Origin of the sequence: Microbacterium sp. M3, assembly GCF_033548675.1 — a bacterium.
In the GTDB taxonomy this organism is placed as follows: domain Bacteria; phylum Actinomycetota; class Actinomycetes; order Actinomycetales; family Microbacteriaceae; genus Microbacterium; species Microbacterium arthrosphaerae.
Genome location: NZ_JAWTZT010000001.1, coordinates 451,164 through 467,578, shown reverse-complemented (window position 1 = coordinate 467,578; position 16,415 = coordinate 451,164). Strand labels below are relative to the sequence as shown.

12 protein-coding genes, 1 tRNA gene, 1 other RNA gene and 1 riboswitch are annotated in these 16,415 nt (G+C 72.9%); of the genes, 5 read left to right on the top strand and 9 right to left on the bottom strand.

Annotated features, from left to right (window positions below):
* Window positions 1–23: 23 nt before the first annotated feature.
* The 5 genes from R8Z57_RS02095 to R8Z57_RS02075 all read right to left on the bottom strand — a co-directional run bounded on the left by R8Z57_RS02095 (window position 24) and on the right by R8Z57_RS02075 (window position 5,053).
* Window positions 24–359, bottom strand: coding sequence for a DUF6804 family protein (locus R8Z57_RS02095; RefSeq protein ID WP_318352094.1), 336 nt, complete (start codon window positions 357–359; stop codon window positions 24–26).
* Window positions 360–374: 15 nt separating this feature from the next.
* Window positions 375–462, bottom strand: a tRNA-Ser gene (locus R8Z57_RS02090).
* A gap of 41 nt (window positions 463–503) precedes the next feature.
* Entirely contained in the window at window positions 504–2,780 is a 2,277-nt protein-coding gene (locus R8Z57_RS02085; protein ID WP_318352093.1) for a DUF3488 and transglutaminase-like domain-containing protein, read from the bottom strand.
* The gene (locus R8Z57_RS02080; RefSeq protein ID WP_318352092.1) at window positions 2,767–4,044 is read right to left on the bottom strand and encodes a DUF58 domain-containing protein; all 1,278 of its coding nucleotides are present in this window, start codon (window positions 4,042–4,044) and stop codon (window positions 2,767–2,769) included. Before R8Z57_RS02080 ends, R8Z57_RS02085 begins: the two co-directional genes overlap by 14 nt.
* A 7-nt stretch (window positions 4,045–4,051) precedes the next feature.
* Window positions 4,052–5,053, bottom strand: coding sequence for a MoxR family ATPase (locus tag R8Z57_RS02075; RefSeq protein WP_318352709.1), 1,002 nt, complete (start codon window positions 5,051–5,053; stop codon window positions 4,052–4,054).
* A 211-nt stretch (window positions 5,054–5,264) separates the two neighbouring features.
* On the opposite strand from R8Z57_RS02075, the gene ffs reads away from it, so the two are divergent.
* Window positions 5,265–5,361: signal recognition particle sRNA small type (gene ffs / locus R8Z57_RS02070), an RNA gene on the top strand.
* Between the two features lie 36 nt (window positions 5,362–5,397).
* Here the strand turns inward: ffs and R8Z57_RS02065 are convergent.
* On the bottom strand, window positions 5,398–6,069 hold the full coding sequence (locus R8Z57_RS02065; RefSeq protein ID WP_318352091.1) for an NUDIX domain-containing protein: 672 nt from the start codon (window positions 6,067–6,069) through the stop codon (window positions 5,398–5,400).
* A 103-nt stretch (window positions 6,070–6,172) separates the two neighbouring features.
* Here R8Z57_RS02065 and pta point away from each other — a divergent pair, with 103 nt between their 5' ends.
* The 4 genes from pta (at window position 6,173) to R8Z57_RS02045 (ending at window position 13,071) form a co-directional block, all read left to right on the top strand.
* Window positions 6,173–8,326 (top strand): phosphate acetyltransferase, encoded by a 2,154-nt coding sequence (gene pta / locus R8Z57_RS02060; protein WP_318352090.1) that lies wholly within the window; start codon window positions 6,173–6,175, stop codon window positions 8,324–8,326.
* Window positions 8,327–8,484: 158 nt separating this feature from the next.
* Entirely contained in the window at window positions 8,485–9,711 is a 1,227-nt protein-coding gene (locus tag R8Z57_RS02055) for an acetate kinase (protein WP_318352089.1), read from the top strand.
* Between the two features lie 94 nt (window positions 9,712–9,805).
* The gene (locus R8Z57_RS02050) at window positions 9,806–10,537 is read left to right on the top strand and encodes a beta-phosphoglucomutase family hydrolase (RefSeq protein ID WP_318352088.1); all 732 of its coding nucleotides are present in this window, start codon (window positions 9,806–9,808) and stop codon (window positions 10,535–10,537) included.
* Window positions 10,534–13,071, top strand: coding sequence for a glycoside hydrolase family 65 protein (locus tag R8Z57_RS02045; protein WP_318352087.1), 2,538 nt, complete (start codon window positions 10,534–10,536; stop codon window positions 13,069–13,071). The genes R8Z57_RS02050 and R8Z57_RS02045 overlap by 4 nt, the downstream gene beginning before the upstream one ends.
* A 150-nt stretch (window positions 13,072–13,221) precedes the next feature.
* On the opposite strand, the gene thiD is transcribed toward R8Z57_RS02045, so the two are convergent.
* The 3 genes from thiD to thiM all read right to left on the bottom strand — a co-directional run bounded on the left by thiD (window position 13,222) and on the right by thiM (window position 16,228).
* A complete protein-coding gene (gene thiD / locus R8Z57_RS02040; protein WP_318352086.1) occupies window positions 13,222–14,688 on the bottom strand; it encodes a bifunctional hydroxymethylpyrimidine kinase/phosphomethylpyrimidine kinase in 1,467 nt (488 codons plus the stop codon).
* Window positions 14,685–15,410, bottom strand: a complete 726-nt coding sequence (thiE, locus tag R8Z57_RS02035) for a thiamine phosphate synthase (protein ID WP_318352085.1) — start codon at window positions 15,408–15,410, stop codon at window positions 14,685–14,687. The genes thiD and thiE overlap by 4 nt, the downstream gene beginning before the upstream one ends.
* Window positions 15,407–16,228 (bottom strand): hydroxyethylthiazole kinase, encoded by an 822-nt coding sequence (thiM, locus tag R8Z57_RS02030; RefSeq protein WP_318352084.1) that lies wholly within the window; start codon window positions 16,226–16,228, stop codon window positions 15,407–15,409. The genes thiE and thiM overlap by 4 nt, the downstream gene beginning before the upstream one ends.
* Window positions 16,219–16,314, bottom strand: a riboswitch (TPP riboswitch). (Overlaps the previous gene by 10 nt.)
* Window positions 16,315–16,415: the final 101 nt, after the last annotated feature.

The window sequence follows — 16,415 nt, the reverse complement described above, 5'->3', positions numbered from 1 at the left end:
CCCCCCGCCCCGTCGTGCGCGGGCTACGCCCGCGGGGTCTTGATGGTGGCGCCCGCGACGAGGAAGACGATCGCCGCCGCCGGCTGGGCGGCGATCCAGACCGGACCGCTGAAGGGGAACGGGAAGACGGGGTTCCAGATCACCGCGATCGCCGCGAAGACGGGCACCCACCACCACTGACGCGCCTGCACCGCGAACCACAGCACGATCACGGCGAGGATCGCGACGACGAAGCGGATGAACAGGAACCAGTCGCCGCCGATCAGCAGCGGGGCCAGGAACAGCGCGATCGCGGCCAGCAGGCCGGGGGCGAGCGCGTTGCGCTGGAGCGAGGCGGCGGGTCGGTCGGCGCGGGTCATGCTCGAGCTCTCATGTGGCGGAGGATAGGGGATTCGAACCCCTGAGGGCTTGCACCCAACACGCTTTCCAAGCGTGCGCCATAGGCCACTAGGCGAATCCTCCAGGAGGCCCCGAAGGGCCGCCGACCATCCTACCCTGCCCGGCTACCCGGCCCGAACCGGTGCGGTGCCGGCATAGACGCTGCCGGGGCGGATCACCAGCGAACGCGGCGCCACGAGCGCCAGGATCCGGCGCCACGGCGACACCGAAGCCAGCAGCGCGGTGCGGACGGCGGCTGCCGCCTCGGCCGCCGCGTCGCCCATCCACTCCGAGCGCCGCCCGGCGCGGGAGTAGCTCGCCCGCTCGATCGCCCGCAGCACGGTGGACATGTCGGATGCCGGGGCCCCGTGATCCGCGATCAGCCTGTTCGCGAACGCGCGGGGAGTCTCGCTCGCGGGCACCGCGATGCCGACGTCGATCGCCGCCTCCTGCACGGACTGCCACGCGGCGGCGGCATCGCCCGCGCGGGCGGCCGCCTGCTGCTGGCGCCGGCGCAGCTCCCGAAGGAGGAAGGGCAGCGACAGCAGGAGCACGACGCCCACGACCATCCCGAGCGTCGGGAGCGGGTCGACCGGGGGACGCACCGAGCCCGCGCCGGCGCCCTGCTGCTGGCTCTCGGGGTCGATCTCGGCGGCGTCGCCGAGGGCGGTCGGCGTCGTCGTCGGCCGCGGGGCCCCGGTGCTCGGGTCGGTGGTCTGGCCGGGGAGGGTCGCGTCGGAGGAGAAGGTCGTGGGAACGCCCAGGCCCGACGTCGGCTCGAACGACACCCAGCCGACTCCCTCGAAGAACACCTCCGGCCAGGCGTGCAGCTGCGAGCTCATGACCGAGAACACCGGCTGGCCGTCGACGCTCTCGGTGGTCGGGTTGCCGGGAAGGTAGCCGACCACGACGCGCGACGGCATGTGCAGCGTGCGCGCCATGAGCGCGAAGGCCGACGCGAAATGGATGCAATAGCCCTCGCGCACGTCGAGGAACCGCGCCACGGCTTCGGCGCCGCTGCCGTCGAAGCCGTCTTCGACCGGCGACTCCAGCGAGTATGCGAAATCGCTGCCGCGGAACCAGCGCTGCAGCGCCGTCAGCCGGTCGTAGTCGGTCGGCTCGTCCGCCGTCACCTCGGCTGCCAGCTCGGCGATGATCGGCGGGATGTCGGCCGGCACCTGACTGGTCTCGTCCCGGGCCTGCGCGCCGACCGCCGAGGTTGCCCGCATCTGCTCCAGCGACGGCCGGGTGACCGCATAGTCGACCTGGTACGACTGGCCCTGCGTCGAGCCGTCGGTGGTCGCGACGGTGCGGTTGTAGGGCACCGCGCCCCACGGTCCGATCAGGCCCGACACGCCGACGGGCGAATAGGGCACCGGGGCCCACGGTGAATCGAGCTGGACCACGTCGATGTGCGCCGAGTAGTCGGTGACGCGGACGCCGTCCGCCGCCTCGACGCCGCCGAAGGCCCGGTCGCTCTCGAGCGACACCGTCTGCGAGCGGTCCGGCTTCCACGTGCCCCCCTCGAAGCGCGTCAGCGTCGTCGCCCGCAGATACGGGACGGTCGGGGAGTCGGTGCGCAGCCTCAGCACCTCGATCTCTTGCGGGCGCCGGAGGTCGTCGCCCAGCTGCAGGGTCGCGTCGATCCCGGGGCCCGCTCCGATGCCGGAGCCGGCCCGTGCGCCGGGCTGCGGCAGCACCGGCGTCGCGACGACCGCGATCACGATCGCGATCGCGCCGATGCCGACCGCCGTCGCCGGCACGCCGGCGGTGCGCTCGGCCTCGCGCTCCCGCGGCTTCTCGCGCGAGCGCGTCTCGGCACGGATGAGGAAGAGGATCGTCACGGCGAGGAAGACGAAGCCGACGACGTCCACGTCGCTCGGCGCGGCGATCGCCGGGATCAGCGACACCGCGATGATGCCGACGGACGCGAGCAGCGGCATCCGTGCGGTCACCACGACGTGATCCACGACGATCGTGAGGAGTCCCATCGCCCCGACCACCATGAACGCCAGCGCGAGGGTCGACTCCAGCGGTGCCGCGCCGACGGTGATCTCCTCCATCGCGGCCTCGACGAGGAGCGGCACGGTGCGCACGGTGTCGAGCGTGGGGATGACCCAGAGCAGCGCCGTCTCGCGCAGGAAGACGAGCGTCATGAACCCGACCCAGACGGCGGCCTCGATGAGGGTCACCGCGACGGCGGGGAGGCGATAGCGGCGTGCCCCGTAGCCGGCGGCGAGCACCAGCGCGGAGAGGAGGAGCGCGCCGACGAGCCACCAGCCCGGATCCACCACGCGCACCACCGGAAGCAGCGCCGCGAGCAGCGCCGCCAGGATCGCCAACGCCAGCAGCCGCTCGCCGCCACGGGCTCGCGTGCGGCGTCCCGCCTCAGCCGACGACATGATGCACCCCGCGTCCGACCGCGTTCGCCCACGCAAGGGCCAGGTCGCGCTCCGGGTCGATCGCGGCCACATGCCAGCCGTGATCGGCCGCGATCTCGAGGGCATCGCCGACCGGGGCGGCCGACAGCAGCACCGGCAGGGTGCTGTGGTGGGCGATCGGGCCGATGGCCGCGGCATCCGCCGGATCCAGGCGGCCGACGATCAGCACGACGGGACCCGTCGACACGCCCGCGAACAGCCGCGGCAGCCGGGGAAGCGCGTCATCGCGGCGCGCGGTGACGGTCGCGAACTGGACCAGCATGCGTTCGACGTCGGCCAGGTCACCGCCTTCGATGCGCTCGGTCAGGTCGCCCGACCCGAAGAGCGACGTGCCCTCCGTGTCGATCACCTCGACGGCGTAGCCGTCGCGCACGAGGCGGGCGACGGCCGAGACGCAGGCCGTGACCCCGGCCTCGAATCCCGGGTCTGCGCCCGGTGCGTGCAGCGCGTCGGTCGACCAGCGCAGCGCCGCACGGTCGAGCACGACGGCGGCCTCCGGCGTCGACTCCTGCTCCTCCTGCCGCACCATGAGCTCGTCGCGGTGCGCGGTGGCGCGCCAGTGGATGCGCCGCATCGAGTCGCCGGGGGCGTAGGGGCGGGCGACGAGGTTGTCGGACCCCTGGCCCAGGTGGTCGTTCGTGGTGTGGAGCACGCCGCCGGTCGCGCCGGCGTAGTCGATGAGCGGCGCCAGGTCGGTGACGGCGGGTGCCACGGTGACGGCGGTCCGCTGACCGAAGACGACCGTGCGACGCGCCAGGCCGAACGGGTCGGACGAGCGCACGGTGAGCGGGCCGAGGGAATGCACGCCGCGCTGCGTGCCGGTGACCGTGTAGGTGAGGTCGATGCTGCGCAGCCCGCCGCGCTCGCCGCCGCGCAGCCCGGATCCGAGCGCGGGGAACGCGCCCTCGGCCTTGCCGCGCAGCCCCTTGGGCAGCGTGTCGCGCCACGTGCCGGGCGCGGTCGGGAGCGCCGAGCGCACACCCACCCGCACCGCCACGCGCGACTCCTGCCCGACGGCGGCGACATCGGGTGAGAGCGAGCGGCTCACGGTGTCGGTGTGACGCCCCACGTACAGCGAGGCGATGCTCGCCGCCACGACGGCCAGCAGCAGCAGGCCGAAGTACATCAGCTCGACGAGGCCCGCCTCGTCGGCGACGATGAAGCACGCGATCGCGAGAATGAGCGCACCGGTGCCCCGGACGGTCAGGGGCCACACGCGTCTCATGACAGGCTCACTGGCGGGAGGCGATCGGCACCCGGACGCTCGCGGCGATGCGGTCCAGGATGGTGGCGATCGCGTCGGCGGCGCTCGCCGCCCGGGCGCCGCCTGCGGCGCGGGTCGGGATGAGCCGGTGCGCGAACACCGGGGCCAGCAGCGCGGTGATGTCGTCGGGGATGACGAAGCCGCGGCCGTCGAGGGCGGCCCACACCTTCGCCGCCCGCACCAGCTGCAGGGTGGCGCGCGGGCTCGCGCCGAGGCGCAGGTCGCTGTGGGTGCGCGTGGCCTGCGCGAGCGCCACGGCGTAGTCCTCGATCGCCGGGGCCACGTGCACCGCGCGCGCCCAGGCGATGAGCCCGGCCACCTCTTCGGCCGAGACGACCGGCGCGAGCTGGTCGAGAGGGTTCACGGTGTCGCGCTGGCGGAGCATGAGCGCCTCCGAGCGCGGATCGGGGTAGCCCATCGAGATGCGCATCATGAAGCGGTCGCGCTGCGCCTCGGGGAGCGCATACGTGCCCTCCATCTCTAGCGGGTTCTGGGTGGCGACCACCAGGAACGGGTCGGGCACGTAATGGGTGCGGCCGTCGACTGTCACCTGGCGCTCCTCCATCGCCTCCAGCAGTGCCGACTGCGTCTTGGGGGAGGAGCGGTTGATCTCGTCGGCGATGACGATGTTCGCGAAGATCGCGCCCTGCTTGAACTCGAACTCGCGCTCGACCGGGTTGTACACGCTCACACCCGTCACGTCGCCGGGCAGGAGGTCGGGCGTGAACTGGATGCGGCGCACCGTCGCGTCGACGGAGGTGGCCAGCGCCCGTGCGAGCATCGTCTTGCCCACGCCGGGCACGTCCTCGATCAGCAGGTGCCCCTCGGCCAGCAGGCAGACCAGCGCGCTGCGCACCGCGTCGGGCTTGCCGTCGATCACGCTGCCCACCGCGTCGAGGATCGCGTCGGTGACGCGCGCGAACCCCTCCGCCGTCAGCGCGCCGGCCGCCGAGGCGTCACCGGCTTCCATCGATCGGGCATCCGTCGCGGTGTCGACCATCGAGGCCTCCTGTTCCGCCTCCGCGGAGCCGGGTCGGGGGTGGCAGCGGGCGTCCTCGCCCACGGTTCTGATCCTAATCGCGGGGCGCGGGGGAGGGCACTGGGAGATCGCTGGATGCCGCGTCCCCGCGCGGTGCGGTCCGGCGGCGCGCGGCGGGGTCGTGCGGACGGGTTAGACTGGACGCAGCTCTCCGCGAGGCGGCATCCAGGCCAACTCCCCCAGGACGGAAACGTAGCAAGGGTAACCAGGCTCTGCCGGGTTCGCGGAGAGTCTTAATTTTTCCCCGCGCCTCCAGTTGCTCAGCGGCCGCCGGGTCAGCGACCGGCGGCGAAGGGGCCGTCGAGCACCGCCCACTGCAGCAGCATGATCGTCTTCGCGTCCTGGATGCGCCCGTCGCGGATCATCGCGAGCGCCTCGTCGATCGCGGGCTCGAGCAGCTCGATGTGCTCGCCCTCCTCCGCCAGCCCGCCGCGATCGCCGGTGCGCACCGAGCCGTCGTAGGGCGCCGCGAAGAAGTGCAGGCGCTCGGTGACCGAACCCGGGCTCATGTACACGTCCCACACGTGCTCCAGCTCGCCGATGTCGACGCCGGTCTCCTCCGCGGCCTCGCGCCGGATGGCGGTGGCCGGGTCGTCCTCGTCGAGGAGGCCCGCCGCCGTCTCGACGAGCACGCCGTCGGGGTGGTCGTTGACGTAGACCGGATAGCGGAACTGCCGGGTCAGCAGCACGGTGCGCCGGCGCGGGTCGTACAGCAGCACCGTCGCGCCGTTGCCCCGGTCGTACGTCTCGCGCTGCTGCGTCTCCCACTCGCCCGCTGGTCCCCGGTACTCGAGCGTCGTGCGCCGCAGCACGTGCCACGCCGAGGCGAGCACCTCGACGTCCGTGACGCGCACATCGGGGTTGCGGTCCAGATCGCGGCCGGTCCGGTCGAGGCCGGTCCTGCCGCGGTGGTCGGGGACGTCGATGCCGGGTCGCGAGGCTGTCATGGTCCGAGCGTAGGACGAGCGGGGACGGATGCCGGCGGCCCGGCGGCTTTGATCCGGCCGGTGCGCCTGGCCGCGGTGTCGCGCCCGCCCATAGGCTGGAGGGGTGGCGCAGAGCATCTACATCACGTCGGCAGAAGGCCACTCCGGAAAGTCCACGGTCGCGCTCGGGGTGCTCGACGCGCTGAGCCACGCGACTCCGCGCGTCGGCGTCTTCCGCGCCATCGCGCGATCCACGCTCGAGCGCGACTACGTGCTCGAGATGCTGCTCGACCACGACGGGGTCGACCTGCCCTACGACGAATGCGTCGGGGTCACCTACGACGACGTCCGGCAGGATCCGGATGCCGCGCTCGCGGCGATCGTCGAGCGCTACAAGGCCGTCGAGGCCCAGTGCGACGCGGTCGTCGTGCTCGGCAGCGACTACACCGACGTCGGCAGCCCCGCCGAGCTGGCGTACAACGCGCGCATCGCGGCCAACCTCGGGGCGCCCGTGCTGCTGGTGCTCGGCGGCCGCTCGGCCCAGAACGAGACGCAGCCCGAGGCGCTCGGCTCGTCGCTGGCGCGCACGCCCGCCGAGATGGGGCAGATCGCCGATCTCGCGCTCGCCGAGCTTGCGCACGGCCGCGCCAAGCTCTTCGCCGTCGTCGCCAACCGCGCCGACCCGGTGCGCGCCCACGAGACGGTCGCCGCGATCCGCCGGTCGGTCGACGCCCACGCGGGCGGGGGTGCGGCCTCGGCGACCACGACGGCGCCGGTGCCGGTGTGGGCGATCCCCGAGGACCGCTTCCTCGTCGCCCCCTCCATCCGCGGGATCATGCGCTCGGTCGACGGCGAGCTGCTCGCGGGCGACCCCGACCGCCTCACCCGCGAGGCGCTGGCGGTCGTCGTGGCGGGCATGTCGATGGTCAACGTGCTGCCACGGCTGCTCGAGGGAGCCGTCGTCATCATCCCGGCGGACCGCTCCGAGGTGCTGCTGGCGACCCTGCTCGCCAACGCGTCCGGCACGTTCCCGTCGATCTCGGGCATCGTGCTCAACGGCGGCTTCGAGCTGCCCGAGCCGGTGACGCGCCTCATCGACGGGCTCGGCTCGAAGGTGCCGATCATCACGACCGAGCTCGGCACGTACGAGACGGCCGTGCGCATCATGGGCACGCGCGGCCGGCTGGCCGCCGACTCGCAGCGGCGGTACGACACGGCGCTGGCGCTGTTCGAGCAGAGCGTCGACACCGACGAGCTCCTGGTCGCCTTCGGGCTCGCCCGCGCGACGGTCGTCACTCCGCTGATGTTCGAGTTCCAGCTCATCGAGCGCGCCCGCTCGCAGCGCAAGAAGATCGTGCTGCCCGAGGGCGACGACGACCGCGTGCTGCGGGCCGCGGCCACCGTGCTCAAGCGCGGCATCGCCGACCTCGTCATCCTCGGCGAGCCGTTCGAGGTGCGGGCGCGTGCCATCGAGCTGGGCATCGACATCCAGGGCGCCGAGGTGCTCTCGCCGCTGGACGCGGTGCACGTCCACAAGTTCGCCGAGGAGTACGCCCGGCTGCGGGCGCACAAGGGCGTCACGCAGGCGCAGGCGGCCGACACCGTCACCGACGTCTCGTACTTCGGCACTCTCATGGTGCACCTCGGCCTCGCCGACGGCATGGTGTCGGGCGCCGCGCACACCACCGCGCACACCATCCGGCCGGCGTTCGAGATCATCAAGACGAAGCCCGGCGTCTCGGTCGTCTCGAGCGTCTTCCTCATGGCGCTCGCCGACCGCGTGCTGGTCTACGGCGACTGCGCGGTCATCCCCGACCCGACAAGCGAGCAGCTTGCCGATATCGCGATATCGTCGGCCGCCACCGCCGCGCAGTTCGGCATCGATCCCCGCGTGGCGATGCTGTCGTACTCGACGGGGGAGTCCGGCACCGGCGCCGACGTCGAGAAGGTGCGCGAGGCGACGGCCCTCGTGCGCTCGCGGGCGCCGGAGCTGCCGGTCGAGGGGCCGATCCAGTACGACGCGGCCGCCGACGCCGCGGTCGCCGCCGCCAAGATGCCGGGATCGGCGGTGGCGGGGCGGGCCACGGTGTTCGTCTTCCCCGACCTCAACACCGGCAACAACACCTACAAGGCGGTGCAGCGCTCCGCCGGCGCCGTGGCGATCGGCCCGGTGCTGCAGGGGCTCAACAAGCCCATCAACGACCTGTCGCGCGGCGCGCTCGTCGACGACATCGTCAACACCATCGCGATCACCGCGATCCAGGCCCAGGGGGAGTAGCCGGTGCCCACGTCGCTGCGGGTGCCGAGGCATCCGTCGTCCATGTCCCGATTTCTCGCCTGCATGTCCCGAAATCGACCCCAGAACGCGCCTGGAATGGAAGAAATCGGGACATGCGCAGAGGCGGATGCCGTAACCGAGCTCAGAGGAGCAGCTGAATGACCCCGGTGCTCGTCATCAACAGCGGCTCGTCGTCGTTCAAGTACCAGCTGCTCGACATGGACACCGAGCGCACCCTCGCCTCGGGCCTCGTCGAGCGCATCGGCGAACCCGTCGGGGTCGCCCGGCACACGGTCTACGCCGCTTCCGGCGAGGGCCCCGCGCCGACCTTCCTCGACGCGACGCGCACGCGGGAGCTGCCGATCGCCGACCACACCGCGGGATTCGGGGTGATGCTCGACGCCTTCGCGTCCGACGGCCCGTCGCTCGCCGAGACGCCGCCGGTCGCCGTCGGCCATCGGGTCGTCCACGGCGGAGCGCGCTTCTTCGAGCCGACCCTCATCACGCCGCTCGTCGAGATCAACATCGACGAGCTCTCGGTGCTCGCGCCGCTGCACAATCCCGCCAACCTTGCGGGCATCCGCGCGGCGCGTGAGGCGTTCCCCGACGTGCCGCACGTCGCCGTGTTCGACACCGCCTTCCACGCCACCCTGGCTCCGGAGGCCTACACCTACGCGATCGACGCGGAGGTGGCTGCATCCCACCGCATCCGGCGCTACGGCTTCCACGGCACGTCGCACAAGTTCGTCAGCGAGGCGGCGGCCGCCTTCGTCGGGCGGCCGCTCGCCGATCTCAAGCAGATCGTGTTCCACCTCGGCAACGGCGCGTCGGTCACGGCGATCGACGGCGGACGCTCGATCGACACGTCGATGGGCTTCACGCCGCTGGAGGGACTCGTGATGGGCACCCGCTCGGGCGACATCGACCCGGCGGTGCTGTTCCAGCTCGCGCGCCGCGCCAGCATGTCGATCGACGACCTCGACGACCTGCTGAACAAGCGGAGCGGTCTGCTGGGCCTGGCCGGATCGAACGACCTGCGCGACATCCGGGCCGCGATCCAGCGCGGCGAGCCGCGCGCCATCCTCGCCTTCGAGGTCTACGTGCACCGGCTGCGGTCGTACGCCGGCGCCTACCTCGCGCAGCTCGGCGGCGCCGACGTCATCTCGTTCACCGCCGGGGTGGGCGAGAACGCCCCGCACGTGCGCGCCCGCGCCCTCGAGACGCTCGGCTTCGCCGGGGTCGAGATCGACCCGCAGCGCAATGAGAGCCCGGATCGCGGCATCCGGATCATCTCGACGGATGCCTCGGCCGTGACTGTCCTGGTGGTTCCGACCGACGAGGAGCTCGAGATCGCCCGTCAGGCGATGAGCATCGCCGGGGCGTGAGCGTCACGGGTGTCGACCGGACACCCGCCCGCATTACGCTTGCTGGACGGCCCGAGGACGCGCCGACGCACACCCACCCGCTCCCGGAGGTTCTGTGGCCCACGACGCCTTGCCCGATCTGACCGCCTTCGACGCCGTGCTGTTCGATCTGGACGGCGTCCTGACGCCCACCGCCGAGGTGCACATGCACGCCTGGCAGTCGATGTTCGAAGAGCTCTTCGCCGCATGGGACATCACCCCGCCGTACACCGAGCGGGACTACTTCGATCACCTCGACGGCAAGAAGAGGTACGACGGGGTCGCGAGCCTGCTGCGCTCGCGCGACGTCGAGGTGCCGTGGGGAGACCCGTCGGACGACCCGGCCGCCGACACCGTCTGCGGCATCGGCAACCGCAAGAACGCCGTCTTCGAGCGCGTGCTGCGCGCCGAGGGCATCGCCGCCTACCCCGGCTCGCTGCGGCTGCTCGACGTGCTGGGCGCCGCGGGCACGCCGGTCGCGGTCGTCTCGAGCTCGAAGAACGCCGAGGAGGTGCTCGCCGCCGCGGGCATCCGCGAGCGCTTCGCCGTCGTGATGGACGGCGTCATCGCCGAGCGCGACCACCTCGCCTCCAAGCCCGCACCGGACGTCTTCGTCGAGGCGGCGCGGATGCTGGGGGTCGACCCCGCGCGCAGCGCCGCGGTCGAAGATGCGCTGAGCGGCGTCCAGTCGGCGGCCGCCGGCGGATTCGCACTCGTCGTGGGCGTGGACCGGGGCGCGGGCGCGGAGGCGCTCGCGGAGGCCGGCGCCCATGTCGTGGTCCAGGACCTGGAGGAGTTCGTACGATGATCGACCGCGACCGCTTCCCCGTCGACCCGTGGCGGCTCGTCGAGACGTCGTTCGACCTCGCCGACGCCGGTGTGACCGAGACCCTGTTCGCCGTCGGCAACGGCTACCTGGGCCTCCGGGGCAATCACTCCGAGGGGCGCTTCGCCCACGAAGAGGGAACCTTCATCAACGGGTTCCACGAGACGTTCCCCATCCGGCACGCCGAGCAGGCGTACGGGTTCGCCGAGGTGGGCCAGACCATCATCAACGCGCCCGACGCGAAGGTCATGCGCGTGTACGTCGACGACGAGCCGCTCTCGCTCGACATCGCCGACCTGCGCCAGTACGAGCGCGTCCTCGACATGCGCGACGGCGTGCTGCGCCGCCACCTGCTCTGGATGACGCCCTCGGGCAAAGAGGTGCAGATCGACGTCGAGCGGCTGGTGTCGTTCGAGGAGAAGCACCTCGCGGTCCTCAGCGTCGAGGTGACGGTGCTCAACGCCGACGCCCCGGTCACGATCAGCTGCCAGCTCATCAACCGCCAGGACGGCGAGGACGTGTACGGCGGCACGCCGCTGGCGGCCACGCGGGCTTCCGCCAAGGCCACCTTCGACCCCCGCAAGACCGAGAAGCTGCACGAGCGCGTGATGCAGCCGCAGGAGTACTGGCAGGCCAAGCTCCGCTCCGCGCTGTCGTATCGCGTCACCGACTCGGGCATGACGATCGCCGTCGTCGCCGACCACGTCGTCGACACCGACAACGAGTACAGCGCCCGCACGCTGATCGAGCCCGACATCGCCAAGAACGTCTTCCGCGTACAGGCGCGCGCGGGGGTGCCCGTGCGGGTGACCAAGCTCGTGAGCTACCACACGTCGCGCGGCGTGCCGGCGCGGGAGCTCGTCGACCGCGGCCGCCGCACCCTCGACCGGGCGCTCGCGGTCGGGGTCGACGCGCTCCGCGCGCAGCAGCGCGCGTGGCTTGACGGCTTCTGGGAGCGCTCGGACGTGCGCATCGGCGGCCACGACGATCTGCAGCAGGCGACCCGGTGGTGCCTGTTCCAGCTCGCGCAGGCCGCGGCGCGCGCCGACGGCCTGGGCGTGCCGGCGAAGGGCATGACCGGCTCGGGCTACTCGGGACACTACTTCTGGGACACCGAGATCTACGTGCTGCCGTTCCTCGCGTACACGACGCCGCTCTGGGCGCGCAACGCGCTGCGCATGCGCTACCTCATGCTGCCGGCGGCACGGCGGCGCGCGTTCCAGCTCAACGAGGCCGGCGCCCTCTTCCCGTGGCGCACCATCAACGGCGAGGAGGCGTCGGCGTACTATGCCGCCGGCACCGCGCAGTACCACATCAACGCCGACGTCAGCTATGCGCTCGCGAAGTACATCCGCGCCACCGGCGACGACGAGTTCCTCTTCCGGGAGGGCGTCGACATCGCGGTCGAGACCGCACGGCTCTGGGCGACGCTCGGCTTCTGGCGCTCCAACGACGGCGTGCTGGACGGGGAGGGCGACACCTTCCACATCCACGGCGTGACGGGTCCCGACGAGTACACGACGGTCGTCAACGACAACCTCTTCACCAACGTCATGGCGCGCTTCAACCTGCGCTTCGCCGCCCGGACGGTGCGCGAGATGGCCGAGGTCGACGGCGACGTGTACCGGCAGATGGTCGATCGCCTGTCGCTGGAGCCCGGCGAGCCCGAGGCCTGGGAGCGGGCCGCCGAGGCCATGCACATCCCGTTCAGCCCGGGTCTCGGCATCCACCCTCAGGACCACGTGTTCCTGGAACGCGAGATCTGGGATCTCGAGAACACCCCGCCCGACAAGCGGCCGCTGCTGCTGCACTTCCACCCGCTGGTGATCTACCGGTATCAGGTGCTCAAGCAGGCCGACGTCGTGCTGGCGCTGTTCCTGCAGGGCAACCACTTCTCCGACGAGGACAAGCTCGCCGACTTCGAGTACTACGACCCGCTGACGACGGGCGACTCCACGCTGTCAGCGGTCGTGCAGGCGATCCTCGCCGCGGAGGTCGGGTACCAGGATCTCGCCCTGGAGTATTTCCGGCAGTCGATCTTCGTCGACCTCGGCGACCTGCACCACAACGCCGCGGACGGCGTGCACGTCGCGTCGGCGGGCGGTGTGTGGACCGCCCTGGTCTCGGGCTTCGGCGGCATGCGCGATCATTTCGGCGAGCTGTCGTTCGACCCACGCCTGCCCGCCGACTGGCCGTCGCTCGAGTTCGTGCTGCACTGGCACGGAACCCGCCTCGAGGTGACCCTGACGCGCGACGAGCTGCGCGTGCGCGCGGCCGACGGCGACCCGGTCGGCTTCAGCGTGCGCGGCGTCGGCTACGTCGTCGGCCCGGGCGAGGACACCGTGGTCGCGCTCGACGGCCAGGGGCCGGTGATCGCCGGTCGCCCGACGCTCCGCGAGCTCGGCGACGCACGGCGCGAGGACGGCTCGCTGCTGTCGGCGTCGGTGCCCACCGTCACCTCGGCGATCCCGATCGTGGTGGGTGCCGCCGACGTGGAGTACGGCGCCGACGTCTAGCGGCGCCCGTCGACGTCGGAGATCCGGCGGGAGAAGGACCGATTCGCCGCAATCCGTCCTCCTCTCGCCGGATCTCCTTCTTCCGCGGGCGAGCCCTCGTCCCAACCGCGCGCCGGCGGCTTCACGCGCCAGCGCGCCCGCCCGCCGGTGTCACGCGCGGGCGAAGAACTCCCGCTCGTGCGTCATCGACGTCGCGAACGCCGCGCTCATGCGCTGCCGCTCGCGGGGGCCGGCCCCGCGAGCGGCCGCGTCGGCGATCTCGATCGCGCGCGCGGTCGCGGCGGTGAACGCGGGGGCGGCGTACATCGCGAGCCAGTCGTCGTACGGATGCCCGTCGTGGCGCCGCGCCGCGAGCCGAACCCCGAGGTCGGTGTACAGCCAGAAGCACGGCAGCAGCGCCGCCACGAGTTCGCCGTAGGAACGTGCCGACGCGTGCAGGTGGTTCGTGTAGGCGAGCGTCTGCGGCGCCGGGGCGACGGTCGCCGAGCCCAGGTGCGCCTCGTGCAGCCGCCGCTCCTCGACGATCGAGGACTCCGCCGACCGCGCCCAGAAGGCCTGCTCCTCGGGCGTGGGGGCGAGCGCGCTCGCCGTCGCCAGCACGCGCGAGTACTCGCCGAGGTAGAGCGCGTCCTGCGCCAGGTAGCGCCGGAACGTCGCGCGGGGCAGCGTCCCGTCGCCGAGCCCGCGCACGAACGCCAGGTCGTCCACCTGCGCGCGCACGGCCGCGGCCTCCTCCCACGCCCGTGCGGTCCACGACTCGACGTCGGCCGAGGTGCGCAGCTCGTGGAAGTGATCGATCGGCCCGTTCCCCTCGCCCACGCGCAGCGCGTCGGCGTGCTCCAGCGCGCCGGTGAGCCAGGTCTTGGCCCGGTCGAGCGCCTGCGGCCAGGTCGCACCGCCCGCGCCGAGGGTCGCCATCGCCGACGAGAGCGAGCATCCCGTGCCGTGGTTGTTGCGCGTCGCGACACGGGCGCCGGCGATCTCGCGCACGCCGCCGCCGGGGGTGACGATCGCGTCGGGGCAGTCGGCGCCGGCGAGGTGCCCGCCCTTGAGCAGCACGGTGGTGCCGGTCTCGGCTGCGAGCGAGCGCGCGTCCTCGACCGCCTGCGCCCACGTCGTCGCCCGGGCCCGCCCGGCGAGCACCGCGAGCTCCGCGAGGTTCGGGGTGACGAGATCGACCTCGCCGGTGAGCCGGCGCAGGGCGTCCTCGGCCGCCGGATCGAGCAGGCGATCACCGCTCGTGGCCACCATGACCGGATCCAGCACCACGACCGGCGGGCGCACGCGACCGAGCCAGTCCCGCACCGCGGCGATGATGTCGGCCGACTGCAGCATGCCGATCTTCACCGCGTCGATCTCGACGTCGTCCGACACGGCCTCGAGCTGGGAGACCAGGAACGCCACCGGCGGCACGTGCAGCTCGCGCACGCCGCGCGTGTTCTGCGCCACGAGCGCGGTCACGACGGCCATGCCGTACCCGCCGAGGGCGCCGATCGACTTGAGGTCGGCCTGCACGCCGGCTCCGCCCGTGGGGTCGGTGCCCGCGATGCTGAGCACGCGCGGGATCGTCGCCCGGCGCCGGGCGGCGATGGGCGCGACGACGGCGGTGTCGGTCATCGCGTCACCGTCGCAGCCTCGAGCGCGAGAGCTGCCGCGGCCTCGAGCGCGGACGCGTCGGCCTCGAGCGCGGGCGCGTCGGCCGCCTCCCGCAGGGCGCGGGTCGCCGCCGCCGGGTCTTCGGCCCCGCAGATCGCCGACACCACGGCGATTCCGGCCGCGCCCGCGGCGCGAAGGCCGGGAATGTCGTCGATCCCCACCCCGCCGATCGCGACGCACGGCAGCGGCGAGCCGTCGGCGAACGACGCGAAGCCGTCGACCCCGAGTGCCGGCGGATGGTCGGGCTTCGTCGAGGTGGGCCGGATCACCCCGACCCCGAGGTAGTCGAGGGTGCCCGGAGGGAGAGCGGATGCCGCCTCCCGATGCCCAGCGGAGTTCGCGGTCCAGCCCACCACCGCGTGCGCGCCGAGCAGGCGCCGGGCGGTCTCGGGCGGGAGGTCGGTCTGGCCGAGGTGCACGCCGTCCACGCGTGCGCCGGCGTCGCGCGCGGCGACGGCGACATCGACGCGGTCGTTCACGACCAGCAGGCAGCGGCGGTCCACGACGTCCGAGAGCACCAGCGCCTGGCGCAGCAGCTCGCGCGCGGTGACGGACTTCGCCCGCAGCTGCACGACGTCGACCCCCGCACCGGCGGCGGCGTCGACCACCTCCCGCAGCCGGTCGAAGGGCAGCCGGTCGTCGGTCACGAGGTGCAGCGCGAGGCGCGCGCCCGGCCCGCTCATCGAAGCGCCGGCGCGTCGGCGACGCGCGCGTCGAGTTCGGCCGGTGCCGCGGCCACGGCGTCGAGGGCGTCGAGGAAGGCGACGGCGAACGATCCCGGGCCCTTCGCCTGGGACGCCGCCCGTTCCGACGCGACGGCGTAGAGGGCGGATGCCGCCACCGCCGCCTCCAGCGAAGTGCACACGCCGACGAGCCCCGCCATGACGGCGCCCAGCGAGCAGCCGCCACCGGTCACCCGGGTGAGCAGCGCGTCGCCGCCGTGGACCCGGATCGCCCGCTCGCCGTCGGTGATGAGGTCGACGGGACCCGACACTGCGACGACGCCGCCCGTGCGGAGCGCGAGGGTCCGCGCCGCGGCGGCTGCGGCATCCGTCCCGTCCGTCGCGTCGACCCCGCGACCGCCGGCGGCCTCGCCCGCCAGCGCGAGGATCTCGGAGGCGTTCCCGCGGATGATCGCGGGGCGGTGGTCGAGCAGCTCGGCGGCGAGGGCCGTGCGCACCGGCAGCACACCGACCGCCACGGGGTCGAGCACCCACGGGGTGCCGGCGCGGACGGCCTCGCGGGCGGCGTCGCGCTGCTCGGCGGTCGGGGTGCCGAGGTTCACCAGCACGCCGTCGGCGATGCCGGCGAACAGCCCGGCCTCGCCGGGGATGTCGCACATCGCCGGGGCGGCGCCGACGGCGAGCAGCGCGTTGGCGGTGAAGTTCGTCACCACCGTGTTGGTGATGCACTGCACCAGTGGGGCGTTCTCCCGCAGCGCCGTCAGCGCGGCGGCGGGGGAGAGGCGGTCGGACAGGTGGTCTTCGGCGCGCGCGTTCATCGCGACATCCCTTCGCTCGCATGATCGAGATCAGGTTCGACGGGTGTGCTCTCAGCCCGCTCGCGCGGGCACCCCGTGTCACTGCCGAGCAATCTAGCAGGCGATCCCGGCCGTCGAAGGGCGTGTTTCGGGCGGTCGCGGGCGATCGAAGCGCGCGGTCGCGATGCGGTGCGCGGAGCCCGGCAGC

Coding starts and splice junctions, on each gene's coding strand:
- R8Z57_RS02085 (WP_318352093.1), bottom strand. CDS start 2,780: ATGTCGTCGGCTGAGGCGGGACGCCGCACGCGAGCCCGTGGCGGCGAG.
- thiM (WP_318352084.1), bottom strand. CDS start 16,228: ATGAACGCGCGCGCCGAAGACCACCTGTCCGACCGCCTCTCCCCCGCC.
- R8Z57_RS02080 (WP_318352092.1), bottom strand. CDS start 4,044: ATGAGACGCGTGTGGCCCCTGACCGTCCGGGGCACCGGTGCGCTCATT.
- R8Z57_RS02055 (WP_318352089.1), top strand. CDS start 8,485: ATGACCCCGGTGCTCGTCATCAACAGCGGCTCGTCGTCGTTCAAGTAC.
- R8Z57_RS02045 (WP_318352087.1), top strand. CDS start 10,534: ATGATCGACCGCGACCGCTTCCCCGTCGACCCGTGGCGGCTCGTCGAG.
- R8Z57_RS02065 (WP_318352091.1), bottom strand. CDS start 6,069: ATGACAGCCTCGCGACCCGGCATCGACGTCCCCGACCACCGCGGCAGG.
- R8Z57_RS02075 (WP_318352709.1), bottom strand. CDS start 5,053: ATGGAAGCCGGTGACGCCTCGGCGGCCGGCGCGCTGACGGCGGAGGGG.
- R8Z57_RS02095 (WP_318352094.1), bottom strand. CDS start 359: ATGACCCGCGCCGACCGACCCGCCGCCTCGCTCCAGCGCAACGCGCTC.
- thiD (WP_318352086.1), bottom strand. CDS start 14,688: ATGACCGACACCGCCGTCGTCGCGCCCATCGCCGCCCGGCGCCGGGCG.
- thiE (WP_318352085.1), bottom strand. CDS start 15,410: ATGAGCGGGCCGGGCGCGCGCCTCGCGCTGCACCTCGTGACCGACGAC.